Source organism: Streptomyces dioscori (assembly GCF_003024195.1).
Classification (GTDB): Bacteria; Actinomycetota; Actinomycetes; order Streptomycetales; family Streptomycetaceae; genus Streptomyces; species Streptomyces dioscori.
The window spans coordinates 25,254-47,274 of record NZ_KZ679067.1; the positions used below are offsets into that span (position 1 = coordinate 25,254).

Consider the following 22,021-nt stretch of genomic DNA (forward strand, 5'->3'; position numbering starts at 1 on the left):
GGACCGATCGCGTTAACATGACGAGAAAGCGTCCGGTACCCCGAGCGGACTGGAACGGAAGGCCGCCGTCGAGTGAGTACATTCCCCCAGGCAGACCCCAAGGACCGCCCCGCGCGCCTCACCGTCGGCGTCGTCGGCGCCGGGCGGGTGGGCCCCGCCCTGGCCGCGTCGCTCCAGCTCGCCGGGCACCGCCCGGTGGCCGCGTCCGGGGTCTCCGACGCCTCCCGGCGCCGCGCCGCCCACCTGCTGCCCGACGTGCCGCTGGTGACACCCGAGCAGGTCCTGGAGCGGGCCGACCTGGTCCTGCTGACGGTCCCCGACGACGCCCTGCCGGGCCTGGTCGAAGGGCTCGTCGACACCGGTTCCGTCCGGCCGGGCCAGCTCCTGGTGCACACCTCGGGACGGTACGGGGCGCGGATCCTCGACCCCGCCCTGCGCGCCGGGGCGCTGCCGCTGGCCCTGCACCCCGCGATGACGTTCAGCGGCACCCCCGTGGACGTGCAGCGGCTCGCCGGCTGCTCCTTCGGGATCACCGCCCCCGAGGAGCTGCGGCTGGCCGCCGAGGCCCTGGTCATCGAGATGGGCGGCGAGCCCGAGTGGATCGCCGAGGAGTCCCGGCCGCTGTACCACGCGGCCCTCGCGCTCGGCGCCAACCACCTGGTGACCCTGGTCGCCGAGTCCATGGACCTGCTGCGCGCGGCCGGCGTCGACGCCCCGGACCGGATGCTGGGCCCGCTCCTCGGCGCCGCACTGGACAACGCCCTCAGATCGGGCGACGCGGCCCTCACCGGACCGGTGGCGCGCGGCGACGCGGGCACGGTCGCCGCGCACATCACCGAGCTGCGCGCGCACGCCCCGCAGACCGTCGCCGGCTACCTCGCGATGGCCCGCGCGACGGCCGACCGGGCCCTCGCCCACGGCCTGCTCAAGCCGGAGCTCGCGGAGGACCTCCTGGGCGTACTCGCCGACGGCCCCGACGGACCGGACGTCCCCGAGGGAGACGTCCGATGACGCGCGCGGGGTCAGGCTCGGGCGCCGACAACCGGGGCGCCGACAACTCAGGCACCGGGAACGGAGCAGTCCGATGACCACCGTCCTGCTGAGCACCGCCGACGAGCTCCACGCGCGCGTGCGCACGGGCCGCCGCGCCGTCGTCATGACGATGGGCGCCCTGCACGAGGGCCACGCCACCTTGATCCGCACCGCCCGGGAACTCGCGGGCGGCGACGGCGAGGTCGTCGTCACCGTCTTCGTGAACCCCCTCCAGTTCGGCGCGGGCGAGGACCTCGACCGCTACCCGCGCACCCTGGACGCCGACATCAAGATTGCCGAACAGGCGGGCGCGGACGTCGTGTTCGCTCCTTCCATGGACGAGGTCTACCCGGGCGGCGAACCCCAGGTCCGGATCAGCGCGGGACCGATGGGGGAGCGCCTTGAGGGCTCCACGCGCCCCGGGCACTTCGACGGCATGCTCACCGTCGTCGCCAAGATGCTGCACCTCACCGGGCCCGACGTGGCGCTGTTCGGGCAGAAGGACGCCCAGCAGCTCGCCCTGATCCGCCGTATGGTGCGCGACCTGAACTTCGGCGTGGAGATCGTCGGCGTCCCGACCGTGCGCGAGGCGGACGGTCTCGCCCTGTCCAGCCGCAACCGCTATCTGTCGGCCGGCGAGCGCCGCACCGCGCTCGCCCTCTCCCAGGCCCTGTTCGCGGGCAGCGACCGGCACGCCGCCCAGGAGGCCCTGTGCGCGCGGGCCCGCGAGGTGCCCGCCACGCACGCGCGTGCCGAGGCCCTCAGCGCCATCGGCGAGTCCCGCGCCGCCGCCGACACGCACGCCGTCGCCAAGGCGGCCCCCGGGGGCCCCGCCGCGGTCCGCGCCGCCGCCCGGCTGGTCCTCGACGACGCGGCCCGGCTCAGCCCGCCGCTCACCCTGGACTACCTGGCGCTGGTGGATCCGTCCGACTTCACCGAGATCCCGGACGGCCACACCGGTGAGGCGGTCCTCGCCGTCGCCGCCCGGGTCGGCACGACCCGGCTGATCGACAACATTCCTCTGACCTTCGGAGCCGCCTCGTGACCAGCACAGGCACCAGCACGGGCGCCGGTACGGGCGCCGGCACAGCCGGTACGGGAACCGGCACAGGTGCAAGTACGGGCACCGGCACGGGCATACGACTGCACGCACCCGCGCCCGGCTGGTCCGTCACCGCCGACGTCGTGGTCGTCGGCTCCGGAGTCGCCGGACTCACCACCGCGCTGCGCTGCGACGCCGCAGGACTGCGGACGGTCGTCGTCACCAAGGCCCGCCTCGACGACGGCTCCACCCGCTGGGCCCAGGGCGGCATAGCCGCGGCCCTGGGAGAGGGCGACACCCCCGAGCAGCACCTCGACGACACCCTGGTCGCGGGCGCCGGCCTGTGCGACGAGGACGCCGTGCGCATCCTCGTCACCGAGGGCCCCGACGCCGTACGCCGTCTGATCGAGACCGGCGCCCACTTCGACGAGTCCGAAGAGGGCGATCTGGAGCTGACCCGCGAGGGCGGCCACCACCGCCGCCGTATCGCCCACGCGGGCGGCGACGCGACCGGCGCCGAGATCTCCCGCGCCCTCGTCGAGGCGGTCCGCGCGCGCGGGCTGCGCACGGTCGAGAACGCGCTCGTCCTGGACCTCCTCACGGACGACGGCGGACGTACGGCGGGTGTGACCCTGCACGTCATGGGAGAGGGCCAGCACGACGGCGTGGGAGCCGTCCACGCGCCCGCGGTGGTCCTAGCGACCGGCGGCATGGGCCAGGTCTTCTCGGCGACCACCAACCCGTCGGTGTCCACCGGCGACGGCGTGGCGCTGGCCCTGCGGGCGGGCGCCGAGGTCTCCGACCTCGAATTCGTGCAGTTCCACCCCACCGTGCTGTTCCTGGGCGCGGACGCGGAAGGCCAGCAGCCGCTCGTGTCCGAGGCGGTACGGGGCGAGGGCGCCCATCTCGTCGACGCGCACGGCGAGCGCTTCATGCTGGGGCAGCACGAACTGGCCGAACTGGCGCCACGGGACATCGTCGCCAAGGGCATCACGCGGCGCATGCAGGAGCAGGACGCCGAGCACATGTACCTGGACGCCCGGCACTTCGGCGCGCACATGTGGGAGCACCGCTTCCCGACGATCCTGGCCGCCTGCCGCGCCCACGGCATCGACCCGGTCACCGGGCCGATCCCGGTCGCCCCGGCCGCCCACTACGCCTCCGGAGGCGTGCGCACCGACTCCCGGGGCCGTACGACCGTGCCCGGCCTGTACGCGTGCGGCGAGGTCGCCTGCACCGGCGTCCACGGCGCCAACCGGCTCGCCTCCAACTCCCTCCTGGAGGGACTCGTCTACGCCGAGCGCATCGCGGCGGACATCGCGGCGGGCCATGACGCGGACAGCCGTGACGGAAACCCTCTCGGCGAGGGTCGGCAGGACGAGAACCGTCCCAGGGAGGGTGGGCGGGACGAGACCCGTCCCCGGGAGGGCCGGCAGGACGGGAACCCTCTCGGTGAGGGCCGGCAGGACGAGAACCGCCTCCACGCGCGCGTGCCCTCGCCCGCCGCCGACCGGCCGGAGAAGCCCGGCCACCCGCTGCTCGCCGCCGAGGCCCGGTTCGCGATCCAGCGGATCATGACGGACGGCGCCGGCGTCCTGCGCTCGGCAGGATCCCTGGAGACCGCCGCCGACCGCCTCCAGCAACTGCACACCGACGCCCGCGACGCCCTCGACGAGAACGGCAAGACGGCCGAGCCGGGCGTCGACACCTGGGAGGCGACCAACCTCCTGTGCGTGGCCCGCGTCCTGGTCGCCGCCGCCCGCCTCCGCGAGGAGACCCGCGGCTGCCACTGGCGCGAGGACCGGGGCGAACGGGACGACGACAACTGGCGGCGCCACATCGTCGTACGGCTCAATCCCGACCGGACGCTCGCGGTACGCACCACCGACACCGCAGACTTCCCCCCGACACTTCCCCGGGCCCGCGACCGCGCGCGCACCGGGAGTACCCCCACGCCCAGCCCCCAGGAGCAGTGACAGAAGTGAGCACCCCGGACCTTCCCCTCCTCGACGGCGGTGGCTGCGGCGACGGCTGCGGCTGCGGCGAGTACAGCGCCGACGACGTGGAGTACGCCGAGTACGCCGAGTGCGGGCTCGACCCCGCCCTCGCACAGCTCCTCGCCGACGCCGGGCTCGACCCCGTCGAGGTCGAGGACATCGCGCATCTGGCCATCGAGGAGGACCTCGACCACGGCGTGGACGTGACCACCGTCGCGACCATCCCCGAGGAGGCCGTCTCCACCGCCGACTTCACCGCCCGCGAGGCCGGTGTCGTGGCGGGCCTGCGGATCGCCGAGGCAGTCGTCTCCGTGGTCTGCACCGACGAGTTCGAGGTCGAGCGGCACGTCGACGACGGTGACCGCGTCGAGGCCGGGCAGCGGCTCCTGAGCGTCACGACCCGCACCCGGGACCTGCTGACCGCCGAGCGCAGCGCGCTGAACCTGCTGTGCCGCCTCTCCGGCATCGCGACGGCCACGCGCGCGTGGGCGGACGTCCTGGAAGGTACCGGTACGCGCGTACGGGACACCCGCAAGACGACCCCCGGGCTGCGCTCCCTGGAGAAGTTCGCGGTCCGCAGCGGAGGCGGTGTCAACCACCGCATGTCCCTCTCGGACGCGGCCCTCGTCAAGGACAACCACGTGGTCGCCGCGGGCGGTGTCGCCCAGGCCTTCAAGGCCGTCCGGGAGACCTTCCCCGAGCTGCCCATCGAGGTCGAGGTCGACACCGTGGACCAGCTGCGCGAAGTCCTGGACGCCGGCGCCGACCTCATCCTGCTGGACAACTTCACGCCCACCGAGTGCGAGGAGGCCGTGGCCCTGGTGGGAGGGCGCGCGCTCCTGGAGGCCTCGGGCCGCCTCACCCTGGACACCGCCGGGGCGTACGCGCGCACGGGCGTCGACTTCCTCGCGGTGGGCGCCCTCACGCACTCCTCGCCCATCCTGGACATCGGCCTCGACCTGCGCGACGCCTCCGAGACGCCCCTGAGCGAGGCTGAGTAGGCATGCTGCTCACCATCGACGTCGGCAACACGCACACCGTCCTCGGGCTCTTCGACGGCGAGGACATCGTCGAGCACTGGCGCATCTCCACGGACGCGCGCCGCACCGCGGACGAACTCGCCGTGCTCCTCCAGGGCCTGATGGGCATGCACCCGCTCCTCGGCGACGAACTGGGCGACGGCATCGACGGCATCGCGATCTGCTCGACCGTGCCCTCGGTCCTGCACGAGCTGCGCGAGGTGACCCGCCGCTACTACGGGGACGTACCCGCCGTCCTCGTCGAACCGGGCATCAAGACGGGCGTCCCGATCCTGATGGACAACCCCAAGGAGGTCGGCGCCGACCGCATCATCAACGCGGTCGCGGCGGTCGAGCTGTACGGCGGGCCGGCCATCGTCGTCGACTTCGGTACGGCGACGACCTTCGACGCGGTGTCCGCTCGCGGGGAGTACGCCGGTGGTGTCATCGCGCCCGGCATCGAGATCTCCGTGGAGGCGCTCGGTGTGCGGGGAGCGCAGCTCCGCAAGATCGAGATCGCCCGTCCCCGTACCGTCATCGGCAAGAACACGGTCGAGGCGATGCAGTCCGGGATCATCTACGGGTTCGCCGGGCAGGTCGACGGGGTCGTCCACCGCATGGCCCGCGAGCTCGCGGAGGACCCGGACGACGTGACGGTCATCGCGACGGGCGGGCTCGCGCCGATGGTGCTCGGTGAGGCGTCGGTGATCGACGAGCACGAGCCGTGGCTGACGCTGATCGGGCTGCGGCTGGTGTACGAACGGAACGTCTCCCGCACGTAGCCGCTCCGCTGGGTGGGCCGTGCGAGAGCGCGGGCACGCGGTGGCTGACCGCGCAGTTCCCCGCGCCCCTGGGTGAGTGCCACCGGGGGTGAGTGGGATTGTGCGGGTCGGTCGTGGCTGGTCGCGCAGTTCCCCGCGCCCCTGGGTGGGTGGGGGCGGGGGACGTGCGTTGTCGGCAGGCCGTCCACGGACCCGCAGGTACCTACTCACCCCCGGTGGCACCCCCCTGGGGGCGCGAGGAACTGCGCGGCCAAGCACAGCGAACCTGCAGGTAGCCACTAGGCCCCGGTGGCACCCCCGTGGGGGCGCGGGGAACTGCGCGGCCAAGCACAGCGAACCCGCAGGTACCCACTCGCCCCTGGTGGCACCCCCTGGGGGCGCGAGGAACTGCGCGGCCAAGCACAGCGGACCCGCACACACCCACTCACTCCCGGTGGCGCCCCCCTGAGGGGCGCGGGGAACTGCGCGGTCGACCGCCACGGACCCGCACACGCCCGCCCGCCCTCGGTGGCACCTACCCCGGGGGCGCGGCGAACCGCGCAGTCGGTTCGCGCGTTCCCGCCCGCCCCGGCGGCACCCCCGTGGAACGGCCCGGCACGGAGCCACGCCGCGTGACGGCCGATCTACGGGTTTTGTCTGATTAGCGCGTATCTTCGTGATCATGCCCACGCCTCACGGATCCCGCGGCGGCATGGCGTTCGGTACGGAGGAGCTGCGTGTGCTCCGACGTGCGCTCGCTCTCGCCCTTCACCCCGGCCCCGCCTCGGCCCAGGACGTCCAGGACTGCCTCCACCTGGCGGAGAGCGTCGACGAGGCGACCCGCGAGGGCGCCCGCCTGCGTACGTTCCTGCTGGCCGACCTCGCCCGTTACCGCGCCGCCCTGCCGGGCACGGCGGCCGGCTATCTGACGCTCATGGAGGAGGCCCTGGGCGCCGGCCACCGCCCGGTCCCCGACGACATGGCCGCCCTGCGCGCCCTGCGCGGCAACCCCGTGGCCGCCGCCCTCCTCGACCGCTGCGAGACGCTCGTGGAGCAGGACGTGCGCACCCGCCTCGCCCGCCGCTGCGTGCCGGCCTCGCGCATCGGCTCGCGTACGCGGTTGACGGCCCTCCCCGGCGGAAAGCCCGCCGAGCGGGGAGCTGGTGACCCGGCCTCCCGGCCCGCCCAGGAGCCGTCGCGCCGGGACCGCCCCATCCCGACCCCGGGCGAGGTCTTCCCCCCACGGCGCAAGCCGTCCGCTCCGCCCCCGAGCCCCGACGCCCCTCCCCGGCAGCTCGCCGCCGTCTAGGGCCTGTCTGACAATTCCCGTCTGCCGGGCGACGACGGGAATTGTCAGACAGGCCCTAGGGCACGTGCGCGGCGGGTCCGTGACCCCGATCCCCGCCCGGCCCGGCGCCCTGGCTACTCTGGACGGCATGGAATACGTCTCCGCGCTCGTGCCCCCGGTAGTGATGGCCGTGTTCTTCACCGGTCTGATCGTGACGATCGTGAAGACCCAGGGCGGTGCCAACAAGGCCAAGGAGGACGCGGTCGTCGACGCGGTCCTCGCCCGCGCCGAGCACGCCCGCCAGACCCACCGCGACACCGAGGCCTGAGCGCGGCCCCCGGCACACACCGCTCACGGCACGGCGTACGACTCATAAGCTTTTCGAGTCGTACGCCCTTTTTGTTGCTGTTTGTCGGTCGACGCCACGTCCACCACGTGATCGGTGACATCTCCCCCTATTGTTCTGGCTGTGCCTCGCCCATTGGGAGAACTCGAAGACTCGGTCATGACGCGGGTGTGGAAGTGGAACCGCCCGGTGACCGTACGAGAAGTCCTGGAAGACCTTCAGCAGGAGCGGTCCATCGCCTACACCACGGTGATGACCGTTTTGGACAATCTCCATCAGAAGGGCTGGGTGCGCCGTGAGGCGGAAGGCCGGGCCTATCGATATGAGGCGGTCTCCACCCGGGCCGCCTACTCGGCCGCACTCATGAACGACGCCTGGACGCAGAGCGACAACCCGGCCGCCGCTCTCGTCGCCTTCTTCGGCATGATGTCCCCACAACAGCGCGAAGCACTGCGCGATGCCGTGCGTATCGTCCAAGGGCCGGAAACGCCCGCCGTGGAGAACGCCGCCGCGGAGAACGCCGTGGCGGAGAACGCCGCCACGGAGAACCCCGCCGCCGCAGAGGGCGCGACCGGGGGATAGCGTCCGGTTCATGCCAGCAGAGCAGCCCGAAGTCAGCACTAATGCCCTCACTGTCCGCCGGGCCAGGACCAGCGATGTCCCGGCGGTTCGCGGCCTCCTCGACTCGTACGTCCGCGGGCGCATCCTGCTCGACAAAGCGACGGTCACGCTTTACGAGGACATCCAGGAGTTCTGGGTCGCGGAACGCGGCAGTGGTCCGAGTTCGGAGGTCGTGGGCTGCGGCGCTCTCCACGTCATGTGGGAAGACCTCGCGGAAGTGCGCACTCTCGCGGTGAACCCCGTGATGAAGGGTGCCGGTGTGGGCCATCAGTTGCTGGGGAAGTTGCTGGAGACCGCCCGCTGGCTCGGTGTTCGCCGCGTATTCTGCCTGACCTTCGAAGTCGACTTCTTCGCGAAGCACGGCTTCGTCGAGATCGGTGAGACGCCTGTTGACACCGATGTCTACGCCGAGCTGTTGCGTTCCTATGACGAGGGCGTGGCCGAGTTCCTGGGGCTCGAACGAGTGAAACCGAACACCTTGGGCAACAGCCGGATGCTTCTGCATCTGTGATCGCCTCCGCGTAATACTCCGGACATACCTCCGCTCCGGACGCGCCGACCCATGCCCAGTGCCTCTATGTCCGAAACGCGCATGTTTCCGGTCTTCGCGGGTCTCGTCGGTCTCTCCCAGGGGTTTGTGTTTTTCCATCAAAAGCGGTTTGCTTTCCGACGTACTGCAGTAGTGCATATAACAGGGGACACGAAACTGCGGCAGCTGCCGTGGATCCTCGGCCCTGAAGATATCGATGAAAGGAAATCCGGTGGCACAGAAGGTTCAGGTCCTTCTTGTCGATGACCTCGACGGCGGCGAGGCGGACGAGACCGTGACGTTCGCGTTGGACGGCAAGACGTACGAGATCGATCTCACGACTGCCAATGCGGACAAGCTCCGTGGACTTCTTGAGCCGTACGTCAAGGGCGGCCGTCGTACCGGAGGCCGTGCTTCGGGTGGGCGTGGAAAGGCGCGCGCCGCTTCGGGTGGCAGCCAGGACACCGCGCAGATCCGTGCCTGGGCGAAGGAGAACGGTTACGAGGTCAATGACCGTGGCCGCGTTCCGGCGTCCATTCGCGAGGCCTACGAGAAGGCCAACGGCTGAGTACAGCCACGGCGCAGCCGGATGCGATGGCACTCGGAGGCCATCGTCTCCACGAGTCGTACGAGATCGGGGGCGCCCCCACCGCCCCCGCCAAGCGCCGACAATGTCGGCAGCGACGACTCCACCTCGCAGCCAGGCTCAGGGGGCCGCAGCCACACGGCGGCCCCCTGCGAGCCGGCGGCCCGGCCCTGAGCCGCCCCGCCGTCATCGGCCGCCCCACGAGCGGCGCTACCAGCACTCGCACCGGCACCGATCTCGCCGGGGCCCCCGTGCGTGCCGCGGCCGAGGCCCGGTGGCAGCGGCGCCTCCACGCGCCCGCCCGAGCCGGTCACCCGGATGTCCAGCGCCAGAGAGCCCCACTCCAGCCAGTCGAGGAGTCCCGGCAGCTCCTCCGCGCTCCCCGCGGCGACGAACATCCGCATCCGGTCCGCCCGCACGGCCACCGGAGAGCCCGGCCCCAGGTGCCGCAGCGCCGCGTATCCCGCCTCCGCAGGTGCCTCCAGGACGTCGAAGCGCAGGCCCGTCAGCAGGTCGAGCGGGGTACCGGGCACCGTCGCCCACCCCAGTTCGTTCTCGTACCAGTGCCGGGCCGTGTCGTCCGGACGGACCGCGTCGGGCGGACGACGGGGAAAGGGGACCGTGGAGACCATGCAAGGCCAACCGCGACGGGAGCACCCGGGTTACGCTGGGTGGTCCGGCATGTGCGAAGGGTGCCCGGAAAAAGGGCGCCCGGAGGCGGTCGGCCACGCAAGGGTGTTCGCCCGTAGCGGAGGGAACCGGTGCACTCGGCATGGACTGTCGGTGCGTGCGGGTAAGACATCCCTAGTGGGAGGGGCGACACGCATGGATCGGGCATCTCGCGTTCGCCATCGGCGTACTGATGGTGGGGGTATCTGTCTGGCCTGCGGGAACATCGTCTCGCACCATCGGGTTGGAGCAGATGTCGGCGTTCGGGGTCAGGAGGCCAAGGACGGTGTCGGCAGTTGGAATGAGCGGTCCCCGCTTGCGGGACTAAGCTGCGGAAGGACAGGGAGGGGAGCGTCCCCTTACTGCCTGACCGCTCTGAGGAGCGATTAACGATGTTCGAGAGGTTCACCGACCGCGCGCGGCGGGTTGTCGTCCTGGCTCAGGAAGAAGCCCGGATGCTCAACCACAACTACATCGGCACCGAGCACATCCTCCTGGGCCTGATCCACGAGGGTGAGGGTGTCGCCGCTAAGGCCCTGGAGAGCCTCGGGATTTCACTTGAGGCGGTCCGTCAGCAGGTGGAGGAGATCATCGGGCAGGGCCAGCAGGCTCCGTCCGGTCACATTCCCTTCACCCCTCGTGCCAAGAAGGTCCTGGAGCTTTCGCTCCGCGAGGCCCTTCAGCTGGGTCACAACTACATCGGCACGGAGCACATCCTGCTCGGCCTGATCCGTGAGGGCGAGGGCGTCGCCGCCCAGGTCCTGGTCAAGCTGGGTGCCGACCTCAACCGGGTGCGGCAGCAGGTCATCCAGCTGCTCTCCGGTTACCAGGGCAAGGAGACCGCCGGCGCCAGTGGCGGTCCTGCCGAGGGCACGCCCTCGACGTCCCTGGTCCTCGACCAGTTCGGCCGGAACCTCACCCAGGCCGCTCGTGAGTCCAAGCTCGACCCGGTCATCGGGCGCGAGAAGGAGATCGAGCGGGTCATGCAGGTGCTGTCCCGCCGCACGAAGAACAACCCGGTGCTCATCGGCGAGCCCGGCGTCGGCAAGACCGCCGTCGTCGAAGGCCTCGCGCAGGCCATCGTCAAGGGCGAGGTGCCCGAGACCCTCAAGGACAAGCACCTCTACACCCTGGACCTCGGCGCGCTGGTCGCCGGCTCCCGCTACCGCGGTGACTTCGAGGAGCGCCTGAAGAAGGTCCTCAAGGAGATCCGCACCCGCGGCGACATCATCCTGTTCATCGACGAGCTGCACACGCTGGTCGGTGCGGGTGCCGCCGAGGGCGCCATCGACGCCGCGAGCATCCTCAAGCCGATGCTGGCCCGTGGTGAGCTGCAGACCATCGGTGCCACGACGCTCGACGAGTACCGCAAGCACCTGGAGAAGGACGCCGCGCTGGAGCGCCGCTTCCAGCCCATCCAGGTCGCGGAGCCGTCGCTGCCGCACACCATCGAGATCCTCAAGGGCCTGCGGGACCGCTACGAGGCGCACCACCGCGTGTCCATCACGGACGAGGCCCTGGTGCAGGCGGCGACGCTCGCCGACCGGTACATCTCGGACCGCTTCCTGCCGGACAAGGCGATCGACCTGATCGACGAGGCCGGTTCCCGGATGCGCATCCGCCGGATGACCGCGCCGCCGGACCTCCGCGAGTTCGACGAGAAGATCGCCGGCGTCCGCCGCGACAAGGAGTCCGCGATCGACTCGCAGGACTTCGAGAAGGCCGCCTCGCTGCGCGACAAGGAGAAGCAGCTCCTGGCCGCCAAGGCCAAGCGCGAGAAGGAGTGGAAGGCCGGCGACATGGACGTCGTCGCGGAGGTCGACGGCGAGCTGATCGCCGAGGTCCTCGCGACCGCCACCGGCATCCCGGTCTTCAAGCTGACCGAGGAGGAGTCCTCGCGTCTGCTGCGCATGGAGGACGAGCTCCACAAGCGGGTCATCGGCCAGGTCGACGCCGTCAAGGCGCTGTCGAAGGCGATCCGTCGTACGCGCGCCGGTCTGAAGGACCCCAAGCGTCCCGGTGGCTCGTTCATCTTCGCCGGTCCGTCCGGTGTCGGTAAGACCGAGCTGTCCAAGGCGCTCGCGGAGTTCCTCTTCGGTGACGAGGACGCGCTGATCTCCCTCGACATGTCGGAGTTCAGCGAGAAGCACACGGTCTCGCGTCTCTTCGGCTCGCCCCCCGGCTACGTGGGGTACGAGGAGGGCGGCCAGCTGACCGAGAAGGTCCGCCGCAAGCCGTTCTCCGTGGTCCTCTTCGACGAGGTCGAGAAGGCCCACCCGGACATCTTCAACTCGCTGCTGCAGATCCTGGAGGACGGTCGGCTGACCGACTCCCAGGGCCGGGTCGTGGACTTCAAGAACACGGTCATCATCATGACGACCAACCTCGGCACCCGGGACATCTCCAAGGGCTTCAACCTGGGCTTCGCGGCCTCGGGCGACAAGAAGACCAACTACGAGCGCATGAAGAACAAGGTCTCGGACGAGCTCAAGCAGCACTTCCGGCCCGAGTTCCTCAACCGCGTCGACGACGTGGTCGTCTTCCCGCAGCTCACGCAGGACGACATCCTCACGATCGTCGACCTGATGATCGGCAAGGTCGACGAGCGCCTCAAGGACCGGGACATGGGCATCGAGCTCTCCCAGTCCGCCAAGGAGCTGCTGTCGAAGAAGGGTTACGACCCGGTGCTGGGCGCGCGTCCGCTGCGTCGCACGATCCAGCGCGAGGTCGAGGACACCCTGTCGGAGAAGATCCTGTTCGGTGAGCTGCGCCCCGGTCACATCGTGGTCGTGGACACCGAGGGCGAGGGTGAGAACCAGACCTTCACCTTCCGCGGCGAGGAGAAGTCCGCACTGCCGGACGTTCCGCCGATCGAGCAGGCGGCCGGTGGGGCAGGCCCCAACCTGAGCAAGGAGGCGTGACCCCCGGGTCCGTCTGAGAACGCCCGATGGGGCCGGTGCTTCCGAGTACCGGCCCCATCGGCGTGTCCGGGTGCTCCGGGCCCCGGCCCCGCTGTGTCCCGTCCGCCTCCGTCAGGACAGCTGGCCGTCGTAGTCCGGCAGCTTGTACGTCTTCTCGGCGTGCCCGCCCGACAGGTCGGTGGCGCTGTTGCCGATGTTCGCGATGATCGTGTAGCCCTTGGCCTCGACGGCCTTGCGCTGCGCGGTCTTGTAGGCGGCCACGTCCTTGAAGAGGTCGACGAAGCTGCGGACGTACAGGCCGGAGACCTGGTAGCCGACGTGCTTGAGGTTGTAGTCCGTCACCGACTTGATGATGTCCGGGCGGGCCGTGACGAAGAACAGGGCGACGCCGTGGTCCTGCGCGTACCTGGCCACGTCGAGGACGGGCGCGTTGGCCGGCGAGGGATAGCTGAAGCCGAAGTCGGTCTCCAGTGTGGTGTTGTCGATGTCGAAGACGATGGCCTGCTTCTCGCCGGCGGCCGCACCGGCGATACGTTCCTTCAGATACGGCAGCGCCTCGGCCATCACGGCCCGGCAGTCGTTCTGCCAGGTGGCGTGGTCGACGTCGGCGGCTGCCGCGGCGGTCACCGCGGTGGTGGCCGTCGCGGCCGGAGTGGCGGCGGCGGCCGGGCTCATCAGGGCCGCGGTGGCGGCCGTGGCGGCGACGGCCACACCGATCAGGCGCTGCAGACTGCTTCCGGTCATGGGTGGGGGTTCCTCTCGCGGGGAGGCGCGCGAAGGCGCTGAGGATCGCATAGGAGCGCTGCGGGACATGGCTCGTGGTGCATGCTCACGGGCGTAAGGGGCCGGAGGGGGACGACGGGATTACTGGGCGGTAACTGTAGGGCGCCCAGGTGGGGTTGGGATAGATCTCGGGGTCGATGAAGGCGGCCCGGAGAACGGGGTGCGTCTGCGTGACGGTGTGCGTGCCGCCGATCTCCGCGGGACAAAAGCGGTGGCCGTGTCGGTCGGTGGGGCGGGAGGATGCGCGATGTCCCGAACCGTCCGAGGAGGGAACCGCCATGGATACCGACCGACCCGAAGTCCGTACGCAGGCAGGGGTGTTGAGGGGCGAGGCAGGGAGGGCGGGCACGGCGGTGTTCCGGGGGATCCCGTTCGCCGAACCGCCCGTCGGCGCGCTGCGGTTCGGGGCGCCGCGGCCCGCGCGGGGCTGGGACGGCGTACGGGAGGCGACCGCGTTCGGGACACCGCCCCCGCAGTCCGCGGCGTTCGGCATGGACGCGCTCGCGCCCCCGGACGCCGACGACGGGGACTGGCTGACGCTGAACGTCTGGACGCCCGATCCCGGCCCCGGCGCCGGGCTGCCGGTGATGGTGTGGCTGTTCGGGGGCGCGTACGTCATCGGGATGTCGGGTCTGCCCGAGTACGACGGCGGGCGGCTGGCGGCGGAGGGTGTCGTCCTGGTGACCCTCAACTACCGGATCGGCATCGAGGGATTCGCGCAGATCGAGGGTGCGCCCGCCAACCGCGGACTGCTCGACCAGGTCGCCGCGCTCGCCTGGGTGCGGGACAACATCCGTGCCTTCGGCGGTGACCCCGACCGCGTCACGGTCTTCGGCGAGTCGGCGGGCGCGGGGTCGCTCGCCGCGCTGCTGGCGATGGAGCGCGCGGCCGGGCTCTTCCGGCGGGCCGTCGCGCAGAGCGTGCCCGGTCCGTTCCTCTCGGCCCCGCTGGCCGCGGACATCGCCGGCGAGTTCGCGGCGGAGCTGGGGCTGCGGCCGACGGTGGAAGACCTGGCCACGGTCGGGCCGGGGCTGCTGCCCGCTGCGGCGGACGCGGTCGGGGCACGGATGGAGCGGTACGCGCACCGGTGGGGTGTGCTGGCGCACACGGCGATCCCGCTGGCGCCCGTGGTGGACGGAGACGTGCTGCCCCGCGCGCCCTGGGAGGCGCTCGCGGCCGGAGCCGCGCGTGACGTCGAGCTGGTGGCCGGCCATACGCGGGACGAGTACCGGCTCTTCATGGCACTCGACGGAACCCTCGGCGAGGAGCTGACGGAGGCGCGGGCGCAGGAGCGGGCGACGGCTGCGCTTCGGACGTTCTCACCCCGAGCGGATGGAGCGGGTGGCGCAGGCGGAGGCGCGGGCGGAGCAGGCGGCTCGGGCGGGGAGGAGGCGTATCGGAAGGCCGTGCCGGGGCTCGACGCGGCGGGGCTGTACGAGCTGGTCCGCTCCGACTGGCTCTTCCGGATGCCGTCCCTGCATCTGGCCGAGGCCCAGGTCGCGGGCGGCGGCCGGGCCCACGTGTACGAGCTGGTCTGGGAGGCGCCCGGCATGGGCGGGCTGCTCGGGGCCTGTCACGGGCTCGATGTGCCGCTGGTCTTCGGGAACCTGCGCGGTGGACTGCCCACGCTGCTGTTCGGGGAGGCGCCGCCCGCCGAGGCGGAGGAACTGTCGGCGCTGTTCCGGGCCGCGTGGACGGGCTTCGCGGCGGGGGAGGGGCCCGGGTGGCCCGCGTACGACGTCGACCGGCGGCCGGTACGGCTCTTCGACACGCGGCCGACCGTGACGGCGTACCCGGAGGAGGTCTCCCGGGAGCTGTGGCGCGAGCACGTCTTCGGGGCGTTGCCGCTGCTCGGACCGAGGGCCTGACGGGGGAGGGGCTGTAGTCGCCGTCACATCCGGGGGCCGCCGTGCGGGGGTGCCCGGTGACATGACGCACAGGCGTTTCACGCCCTACTAGGAGCGGTAGTGGCGGACGCGGGGTGGACAAAAAGGACCTTTGACCCTGGGGGTGGGTCCGAGGTCCTTCGGGTTGGGCGGTGTGGTCGCCGGCCTGGGGTCCCGGCCGTACGGGACTGGTCTGAAGTGGGGGTAAACCAGACTTCCGACAGAAAAACGGGAGGTTTTCGTATTCGGCGGTGGTTCTGTCAAGGAGTCGGAAGTTTCAGGGTCAAGTACGACTTGGGGTCGTAGAAGGGTGTTTTGGGGGATGGCGGGCGTACGGGTTACCAAGGGATGACCCCCGCCCGGCGCACCGACAGCGCGCCGGGTGTGTTGTTGCCCGTCCCCCGGAGGTAGTCCCCATGTCGCAGCGCATCACGTCCCGCATACCCGGCACGTCCCAGCTCCGTGCCCGGGCGGCCGTCCTGGCCCTCGGCCTCGGAGTCTCGACCGCCGTCGGAGCCGGGGTCGCGGTCGCCGCGGACGCCAAGCCGAGCGCGGTCTCCCTGTCGAGTGCGGCCGCCGCCTCCGTGCAGGAGCAGGCCGCCGCCCAGGCCAAGGCCGCCCAGACGAAGAGCAAGGCCGCCGCCGCCCAGGCCAAGGCCAAGAAGGCCGCGGCCAAGCCGGCTGCCGCGAAGAAGGCCTCCTCGTGGGTCGACCCGGTCGCGAAGTACAAGCTTTCCGCGAGCTTCGCCCAGGCCGGCAACCTGTGGTCGTCCACCCACTCCGGCCAGGACTTCGCCGTCTCCTCCGGCACCAAGGTCGTCGCCGCCCACGGCGGCACCGTCGTGAAGACCGGCGGCAACGGCGCCGGCGACGGGCCCGCGTACGGCAACGCCGTCGTGATCAAGCACAGCAACGGTACGTACTCGCAGTACGCGCACCTGTCCCGTATCGACGTGAAGGCCGGCCAGGTCGTGAAGACCGGCCAGCGGATCGCGCTGTCCGGCAACACCGGCAACTCCAGCGGGCCGCACCTGCACTTCGAGATCCGGACGTCTGCCAACTACGGCTCGGCGGTCGACCCGGTCGCCTTCCTGCGCTCCAAGGGGCTCAGCCTCTGACGGACCCCAGCCTCTGACGGACCCCAGCCTCTGGCGGACCTCGGCCTCTGGCGGACCTCGGCCTCTGACGGGTCTCAGGATTCGTGCGGGCCCGAGTGTGCCCGCGTGACCAGATCGATGGCGACCTCCAGGACGGCTTTCCGCTTGTCCTCGGGGTCGCCTTCCATGTCCTTGAGGGCGAACATCCCGGCGTGCATCGTGAACAGGGCGCTCACGCAGCGGACCTGGTCGGTCAGCGGGGCCTCGGGCTCCCTGATGATGTCCAGCAGCTTGACCATGCGGTCCTTGAACGACTCACCGATGCTCAGCTCGCGGACCGTCGCCTGGTTCTCCTGCATGAAGCGGAAGAGGGGGGCCGCGTCGGTGAGGGCCTGGCTGTACCGGCGCAGCAGTTCCTGCTTGGTGTCCAGCGAGCGCGGCTGGCCCTTGCCCCACTCGATCAGCTCGTCCATCGGCCTCGTCAGATCCTCGAAGAGGCTGATGAGGATGTCTTCCTTCGTCTTGAAGTGGTAGTAGAGCGCGGCCTTGGTGACGTCCAGCCGCTCGGCGATCTCGCGCAGGGACGTCTTCTCGTAACCCTGCTCGGCGAACAGTTCGACAGCCACGTCCTGGATGCGCTGGCGGGTGTCTCCGCGCCGCCGCTGCCTGCTGCCGCCCATCGTGGCCGCCCCTCGTCCTGGTCGCACGCCGCAGCGTGGGTAAAGAAAAACTTACTTGACGCCCGGCTAGTTACGGGTCTACTTTCCCCAGTGTAGTCAACTTGCCGGTCGGCAAGTAAGTGGCCAAGTGAATGGCCAAGTAAGTGGCAACGAAGTGCGGTACCCAGGGGAGTGGGCAGAGTGGCGGACACCAGGACGGCCGGAGCGGCCGGGGCAGCCGGAGCAGCGGATGAGGCGGAGCCGACGGACGCGGTGCGGGGGTCGGCTCCGGCTTCGGCTTCGGCACCGGCTTCGGCTTCGGCTTCGGACGGATCGATATCCGGATCCGAGAGGCCGCGCAGGCCGATCACGCCGATGAAGCCGGCGAAGTCGGTCACCTCGGCGAAGTCGGCCGAGTCGGCCGAGTCGGCCGAGCCGGGGGACGGGGCGGTGAAGACCGCAGCGGCGTCCGAGGCGTCGGCAGCGGCAGCGGTGGCGGACCCCGTGGGTGCCATAGGCGCCGTGGACGCCGTGGACGCGGGCAAGCAGCCCCGAAGCGTACGGGTCGTCCTGCTCGCGCTGATGATCGCGATGCTCCTCGCCATGCTCGACAACATGATCATCGGCACCGCGATGCCGACCATCGTGGGCGAGCTGGGCGGCCTGGAGCACCTGTCGTGGGTCGTCACCGCCTACACGCTCGCGACCGCCGCCTCCACCCCGATCTGGGGCAAACTCGGCGACATGTACGGGCGCAAGGGCGTCTTCATGACGTCCATCGTGCTCTTCCTGATCGGGTCCGCGCTCAGCGGAATGGCCCAGGACATGGGCCAGCTCATCGGGTTCCGGGCGATCCAGGGACTCGGCGCGGGCGGCCTGATGGTCGGCGTCATGGCGATCATCGGCGACCTGATCCCGCCGCGTGAGCGGGGCAAGTACCAGGGCATGATGGCCGGCGTGATGGCCCTCGCCATGATCGGCGGACCGCTCGTCGGCGGCACCATCACCGACCACTGGGGCTGGCGCTGGTCCTTCTACATCAACCTGCCGCTCGGCGTCGTAGCCCTGATCGCCGTCAGCGCCGTACTGCATCTGCCCAAGAAGCGGGTCGACGCGCGGATCGACTACCTTGGCGCCGCGCTGCTCACCGTCGGCATCACCTCGATCGTGCTCGTCACCACCTGGGGCGGGACCGAGTACGCCTGGGGCTCCGCCCGGATCATGGAACTGATCGGCATCGGGGTCGCCGCGCTCATCGGCTTCCTGTTCGTGCAGACCAAGGCCGCCGCGCCGGTCATGCCGCTGCACATCTTCCGCAGCCGCAACTTCACGCTGATGTCCGTCGTCGGGTTCGTCGCCGGATTCGTGATGTTCGGTGCCGTGCTGTTCCTGCCGCTGTACCAGCAGTCGGTGCAGGGCGCGTCCGCGACCAACTCCGGGCTGCTGCTCCTGCCCATGCTCGGCGCGATGCTCGTGACGTCGATGGTCGCCGGGCGGGTGACCACCAGCACCGGCCGGTACAAGGCCTTCCCGATCGTGGGCAGTGCGCTGATGGTGGTCGGGCTGTACCTGCTGTCACTCATGGACACCGATACGTCCCGGCTGACGTCCGGTGTGTACATGGCGGTGGTGGGTGCGGGCATGGGCTGTCTGATGCAGATCACCATGCTCGTCTCGCAGAACAGCGTCGAGATGAAGGACATGGGCGTCGCGTCGTCCAGCACCACGCTGTTCCGTACGCTCGGCTCGTCCTTCGGTGTCGCCATCATGGGGGCGCTGTTCAACAACCGCGTCCAGGACGTGATGAGCGAGCGGGCCGGGGCGCTGGGGTCCAAGGTGACCGAGCAGTCCGCTCAGCTGGATGCGGCGAGCTTGGCGAAGCTGCCCGTGGCTGCGCGGGAGGCGTACCAGCACGCGGTCGCGTCCGGGACGCATTCCGCGTTTCTGCTCGGGGCGGTTGTCGCGGTCGTCGCGCTGGTGGGGGCTGTGTTCGTGAAGGAGGTTCCGCTTCGGGGGGCGGGGGCGGGGGCGGGTGCCTCCGGCGGGGAGAAGTCGGCGGAGGCGGTCTGAGTCCTGGGGACTCAGCGAGCGGCCTGACGACCCCTGGGTCGGCCTCTGGTTGCGGCCCCTGGTTCCGGACGACGTCCGGGGCCGGGGGCCTTTTCCTCGCCCCCGCCGCCCCTACCCGTCCCGTCACCACCTCAGGGGCTCCGCCCCCGAACCCCCGCTCCTTAAACGCCGGAGGGGCTGGATTCGGCGGGGGCTGGATGCCAAGCCGCGGCCGCCCTGAAAATCGGGGCGCAGCCCCATTTTCAGGGGCGCGGGGAACTGCGCGGTCGGCCCCCACCGGCCGGCAGACGAAGGCGGCTTGTTTCAGGGGCGCGGGGAACTGCGCGATCGGCCCCCACCGGCCCGCGGGCGAAGCCGGGCATCCCTGAGCCCGTCCGGCGTTTGAGGGCCGGGCAGGTCACTCCGGCAGCATGGGGTAGCTGCCCGTGTTCGTCGGAGCGTGTTCCGGGAGCCAGAGCACCGCCACCGCCCCCTCCGCCGGCACCCCCTCAGGAGCCCCCACCGCCCGCACGTTGCGGAACGTGAGCCGCGCCCCCAGCACCCGCGCCTGCCCCGCCGCGATCGTGAGCCCCAGCCCGTGCCCGTGGCCGGCCCGGTCACTGCTGCCGGTGCGGAAGCGGCTGGGGCCGTCGGCCAGGAGCGCGTCGGGGAAGCCGGGCCCGTGGTCGCGGACCCGGATGACCCGGCCCTCGACGGTGACCTCGATGGGCGGCTTGCCGTGCTTGGCGGCGTTGACCAGCAGGTTGATGAGGACGCGTTCCAGGCGGCGCGGGTCGGTCGTGACCGCCGACTCGTGGACCACGCGGACAAGGATCTCGGGGTCCCGCGCGATCACGCGCCGGGTCACGAACTCGCCCAGCAGGATGTCCTGCAACTCGGCCCGCTCGGACGCGCTGTCCAGCCGGGCCACCTCCAGCACGTCCTCGACCAGTTGCCGCATGGCCTGGGCCCGGTCCCGTACGAGTTCCGTCGGGCGCCCGGGCGGCAGCAGTTCCGCCGCGGTGAGCAGCCCGGTCACCGGCGTGCGCAGCTCGTGCGCGATGTCCGCGGTCACCCGCCGCTCCGCTTCGATGCGCTGCTGCAACGCGTCCGCCATCGCGTCCACGGCCCGCGCGAGATCGTCGGTCTCGTCGCGCACGACTCCGCCGATGGAGTCCCGTACGCGCACGTCCGGTTCGCCCTGGGCGACCCGCCGGGCCGCCGTGGCGGCCTTGCGCAGCCGCCGCGAGAGCTGGCCGCCGATGAGCACGCCGAGCGCGCAGCCGCCGAAGACGACCGCGATCGAACCGATGAGCAGCGCCTCGTCGAGGTCCTTCAGGACGGTCGTGCTGCGGTCGGTGAAGTTCGTGTGCAGCGACAGGATGCGGCCGTCCTTGAGCGGTACGGCCGCCCAGATGTCGGGCACGCCGTCGTGGTGCTCCGTCACATAGGTCGCCCGCCGCCCGGCCGTCGCCTTCGCCAGCAGGTCCTTCGGCAGGGCGGGGTCGTCGATCCTGACGCCGGGGAAGTTCGGGCGTCCGGACGCCTCGTAGTTCCGCTGTGCGATCTGGACGCGTTCGTCGGCGAGGTCGCGCGCGTTGTCGAGCATCGAGACCCGGGCGGCGTTGTGCACGACCAGGCTCAGCGCGACGGCGACCAGCGCCCCGACCGCGGCGATGGCGGCACTCAGCTTCCATCGGATTCCCGTACGAGGCATCAGGCGCCCGAGTCTCTCGCGCCGCCCGCCCGCACCGGCCCGCCCCTGCCCCGCGACGGTCACGACCGGCCCAGTGAGCCCGTGCCTGTTCTCGTGCCCGTTCCCGTGCCCGTTCCCGTGCCCGGTCCTGTTCGCGCGCCCGTTCCCGTCATCGCCGAACCCGCCCTGCCCGTCGACCGCGTCGCCGTTCGTCCCCCGCATCGTCCGCTCCGCTCAGGCCTTCAACTTGTAGCCGAAGCCGCGGACCGTCTCGATCCGGTCCTGGCCGATCTTCGTACGCAGCCGCTGCACATGGACGTCGACGACCCGGGTGTCACCGCCCCAGCCGTAGTCCCACACCCGCTCCAGCAGCTTGTCGCGCGACAGGACCGTACCGGGTGAGGACGAGAACTCCAGGAGCAGCCGCATCTCGGTGGGTGTCAGTGACACCGGGGCGCCGCCCCTGCGCACCTCCATGCCCTCCGTGTCGATCTCCAGTTCGCCGGCGCCGGAGCCCGCGCCGAAGGTCAGCACGCCACCGCCGGGGTCGGATGCCGTGCCGTCGCTCCCGTCCGCGGAGCGCGGGCCGCTCGCGTGTCCGAAGCGCCGCAGGACCGCCCGGATACGCGCGACCAGCACGGCTCCGTCGAAGGGCTTGGTCACGTAGTCGTCGGCGCCCGCCTCCAGGCCCAGCACTACGTCGATGGAGTCGGCGCGGGCCGACAGCATGATCACGGGAACGGTCGACTCGTCGCGGATCCGGCGGCACAGCGACACCCCGTCGAGGCCCGGCACCATGACGTCGAGGAGTGCGATGTCGGGCCGGTCGGCCCGGAACGCCTCAAGTCCCGACAGCCCGTCGGGCATGGCGGTGACCACGAAGCCGTCGCGTTCCAGCGCGAGTTGGGTGGCCTCGCGGATGACGTCGTCGTCCTCGACGAACAGGACATGGGTGTGCTCTGCCATCCGGGTGCTCTCGTCTTCTCGGTCTGTCGGGCCGTTACGACTTGCTTGTGCGGTTGTGCGGTTGTGCGGTTGTG

Annotated in this window: 19 protein-coding genes; 14 read left to right on the forward strand and 5 right to left on the reverse strand. The window is 71.1% G+C overall.

The genetic code is table 11. The features are described 5' to 3' along the window. Window positions 1–72: 72 nt before the first annotated feature. The 10 genes from C6Y14_RS42755 (at window position 73) to C6Y14_RS42800 (ending at window position 9,203) form a co-directional block, all read left to right on the forward strand. Window positions 73–1,011: a Rossmann-like and DUF2520 domain-containing protein gene (locus C6Y14_RS42755; protein ID WP_107022343.1), complete on the forward strand. Its 939-nt coding sequence runs from the start codon at window positions 73–75 to the stop codon at window positions 1,009–1,011. Window positions 1,012–1,084: 73 nt separating this feature from the next. Further along, window positions 1,085–2,077, forward strand: coding sequence for a pantoate--beta-alanine ligase (gene panC / locus C6Y14_RS42760; RefSeq protein WP_107022344.1), 993 nt, complete (start codon window positions 1,085–1,087; stop codon window positions 2,075–2,077). Window positions 2,078–2,169: 92 nt separating this feature from the next. Next, window positions 2,170–4,050 (forward strand): L-aspartate oxidase, encoded by a 1,881-nt coding sequence (locus C6Y14_RS42765; protein WP_107022379.1) that lies wholly within the window; start codon window positions 2,170–2,172, stop codon window positions 4,048–4,050. A 5-nt stretch (window positions 4,051–4,055) separates the two neighbouring features. Then, a complete protein-coding gene (gene nadC, locus C6Y14_RS42770; RefSeq protein WP_107022345.1) occupies window positions 4,056–5,072 on the forward strand; it encodes a carboxylating nicotinate-nucleotide diphosphorylase in 1,017 nt (338 codons plus the stop codon). Window positions 5,073–5,074: 2 nt separating this feature from the next. Beyond that, window positions 5,075–5,872, forward strand: coding sequence for a type III pantothenate kinase (locus C6Y14_RS42775; RefSeq protein WP_107022346.1), 798 nt, complete (start codon window positions 5,075–5,077; stop codon window positions 5,870–5,872). Window positions 5,873–6,563: 691 nt separating this feature from the next. Next, window positions 6,564–7,160 (forward strand): hypothetical protein, encoded by a 597-nt coding sequence (locus C6Y14_RS42780; RefSeq protein WP_107022347.1) that lies wholly within the window; start codon window positions 6,564–6,566, stop codon window positions 7,158–7,160. 127 nt (window positions 7,161–7,287) lie between these two features. After that, complete coding sequence (locus C6Y14_RS42785) at window positions 7,288–7,467, forward strand: hypothetical protein (RefSeq protein ID WP_107022380.1); 180 nt, start codon at window positions 7,288–7,290, stop codon at window positions 7,465–7,467. A gap of 177 nt (window positions 7,468–7,644) precedes the next feature. Continuing rightward, window positions 7,645–8,067, forward strand: coding sequence for a BlaI/MecI/CopY family transcriptional regulator (locus C6Y14_RS42790; protein ID WP_404828930.1), 423 nt, complete (start codon window positions 7,645–7,647; stop codon window positions 8,065–8,067). Window positions 8,068–8,077: 10 nt separating this feature from the next. Beyond that, window positions 8,078–8,617, forward strand: coding sequence for an amino-acid N-acetyltransferase (locus C6Y14_RS42795; RefSeq protein WP_107022349.1), 540 nt, complete (start codon window positions 8,078–8,080; stop codon window positions 8,615–8,617). 250 nt (window positions 8,618–8,867) lie between these two features. Next, window positions 8,868–9,203: a histone-like nucleoid-structuring protein Lsr2 gene (locus C6Y14_RS42800; protein WP_030573823.1), complete on the forward strand. Its 336-nt coding sequence runs from the start codon at window positions 8,868–8,870 to the stop codon at window positions 9,201–9,203. Here the strand turns inward: C6Y14_RS42800 and C6Y14_RS42805 are convergent. Further along, complete coding sequence (locus tag C6Y14_RS42805; RefSeq protein ID WP_107022350.1) at window positions 9,182–9,853, reverse strand: SCO3374 family protein; 672 nt, start codon at window positions 9,851–9,853, stop codon at window positions 9,182–9,184. The two genes, C6Y14_RS42800 and C6Y14_RS42805, sit on opposite strands and share 22 nt — an antisense overlap. A gap of 429 nt (window positions 9,854–10,282) precedes the next feature. On the opposite strand from C6Y14_RS42805, the gene C6Y14_RS42815 reads away from it, so the two are divergent. Next, window positions 10,283–12,811, forward strand: coding sequence for an ATP-dependent Clp protease ATP-binding subunit (locus C6Y14_RS42815; RefSeq protein ID WP_107022352.1), 2,529 nt, complete (start codon window positions 10,283–10,285; stop codon window positions 12,809–12,811). A 111-nt stretch (window positions 12,812–12,922) separates the two neighbouring features. Here the strand turns inward: C6Y14_RS42815 and C6Y14_RS42820 are convergent, their stop codons facing one another. Continuing rightward, on the reverse strand, window positions 12,923–13,555 hold the full coding sequence (locus tag C6Y14_RS42820) for an HAD family acid phosphatase (protein ID WP_107022353.1): 633 nt from the start codon (window positions 13,553–13,555) through the stop codon (window positions 12,923–12,925). A gap of 317 nt (window positions 13,556–13,872) precedes the next feature. Here C6Y14_RS42820 and C6Y14_RS42825 point away from each other — a divergent pair, with 317 nt between their 5' ends. Both C6Y14_RS42825 and C6Y14_RS42830 read left to right on the forward strand, forming a co-directional pair. Then, the gene (locus C6Y14_RS42825; RefSeq protein WP_107022354.1) at window positions 13,873–15,462 is read left to right on the forward strand and encodes a carboxylesterase/lipase family protein; all 1,590 of its coding nucleotides are present in this window, start codon (window positions 13,873–13,875) and stop codon (window positions 15,460–15,462) included. A gap of 434 nt (window positions 15,463–15,896) precedes the next feature. Continuing rightward, window positions 15,897–16,598, forward strand: a complete 702-nt coding sequence (locus tag C6Y14_RS42830; RefSeq protein ID WP_107022355.1) for a M23 family metallopeptidase — start codon at window positions 15,897–15,899, stop codon at window positions 16,596–16,598. Window positions 16,599–16,672: 74 nt separating this feature from the next. On the opposite strand, the gene C6Y14_RS42835 is transcribed toward C6Y14_RS42830, so the two are convergent. Next, window positions 16,673–17,257: a TetR/AcrR family transcriptional regulator gene (locus C6Y14_RS42835; protein WP_107022356.1), complete on the reverse strand. Its 585-nt coding sequence runs from the start codon at window positions 17,255–17,257 to the stop codon at window positions 16,673–16,675. A 354-nt stretch (window positions 17,258–17,611) separates the two neighbouring features. On the opposite strand from C6Y14_RS42835, the gene C6Y14_RS42845 reads away from it, so the two are divergent. Continuing rightward, entirely contained in the window at window positions 17,612–19,306 is a 1,695-nt protein-coding gene (locus C6Y14_RS42845; protein ID WP_225891559.1) for an MDR family MFS transporter, read from the forward strand. Between the two features lie 397 nt (window positions 19,307–19,703). Here C6Y14_RS42845 and cseC read toward each other — a convergent pair whose 3' ends face one another. Together cseC and cseB are read right to left on the reverse strand one after the other, a co-directional pair. Then, window positions 19,704–21,002 carry a two-component system sensor histidine kinase CseC gene (cseC, locus tag C6Y14_RS42850; RefSeq protein WP_107022382.1) on the reverse strand — a complete coding sequence of 433 codons (1,299 nt, stop codon included), beginning with the start codon at window positions 21,000–21,002 and terminating at the stop codon, window positions 19,704–19,706. Window positions 21,003–21,215: 213 nt separating this feature from the next. After that, window positions 21,216–21,947 (reverse strand): two-component system response regulator CseB, encoded by a 732-nt coding sequence (cseB, locus tag C6Y14_RS42855; RefSeq protein WP_107022357.1) that lies wholly within the window; start codon window positions 21,945–21,947, stop codon window positions 21,216–21,218. Window positions 21,948–22,021 lie beyond the last annotated feature (74 nt).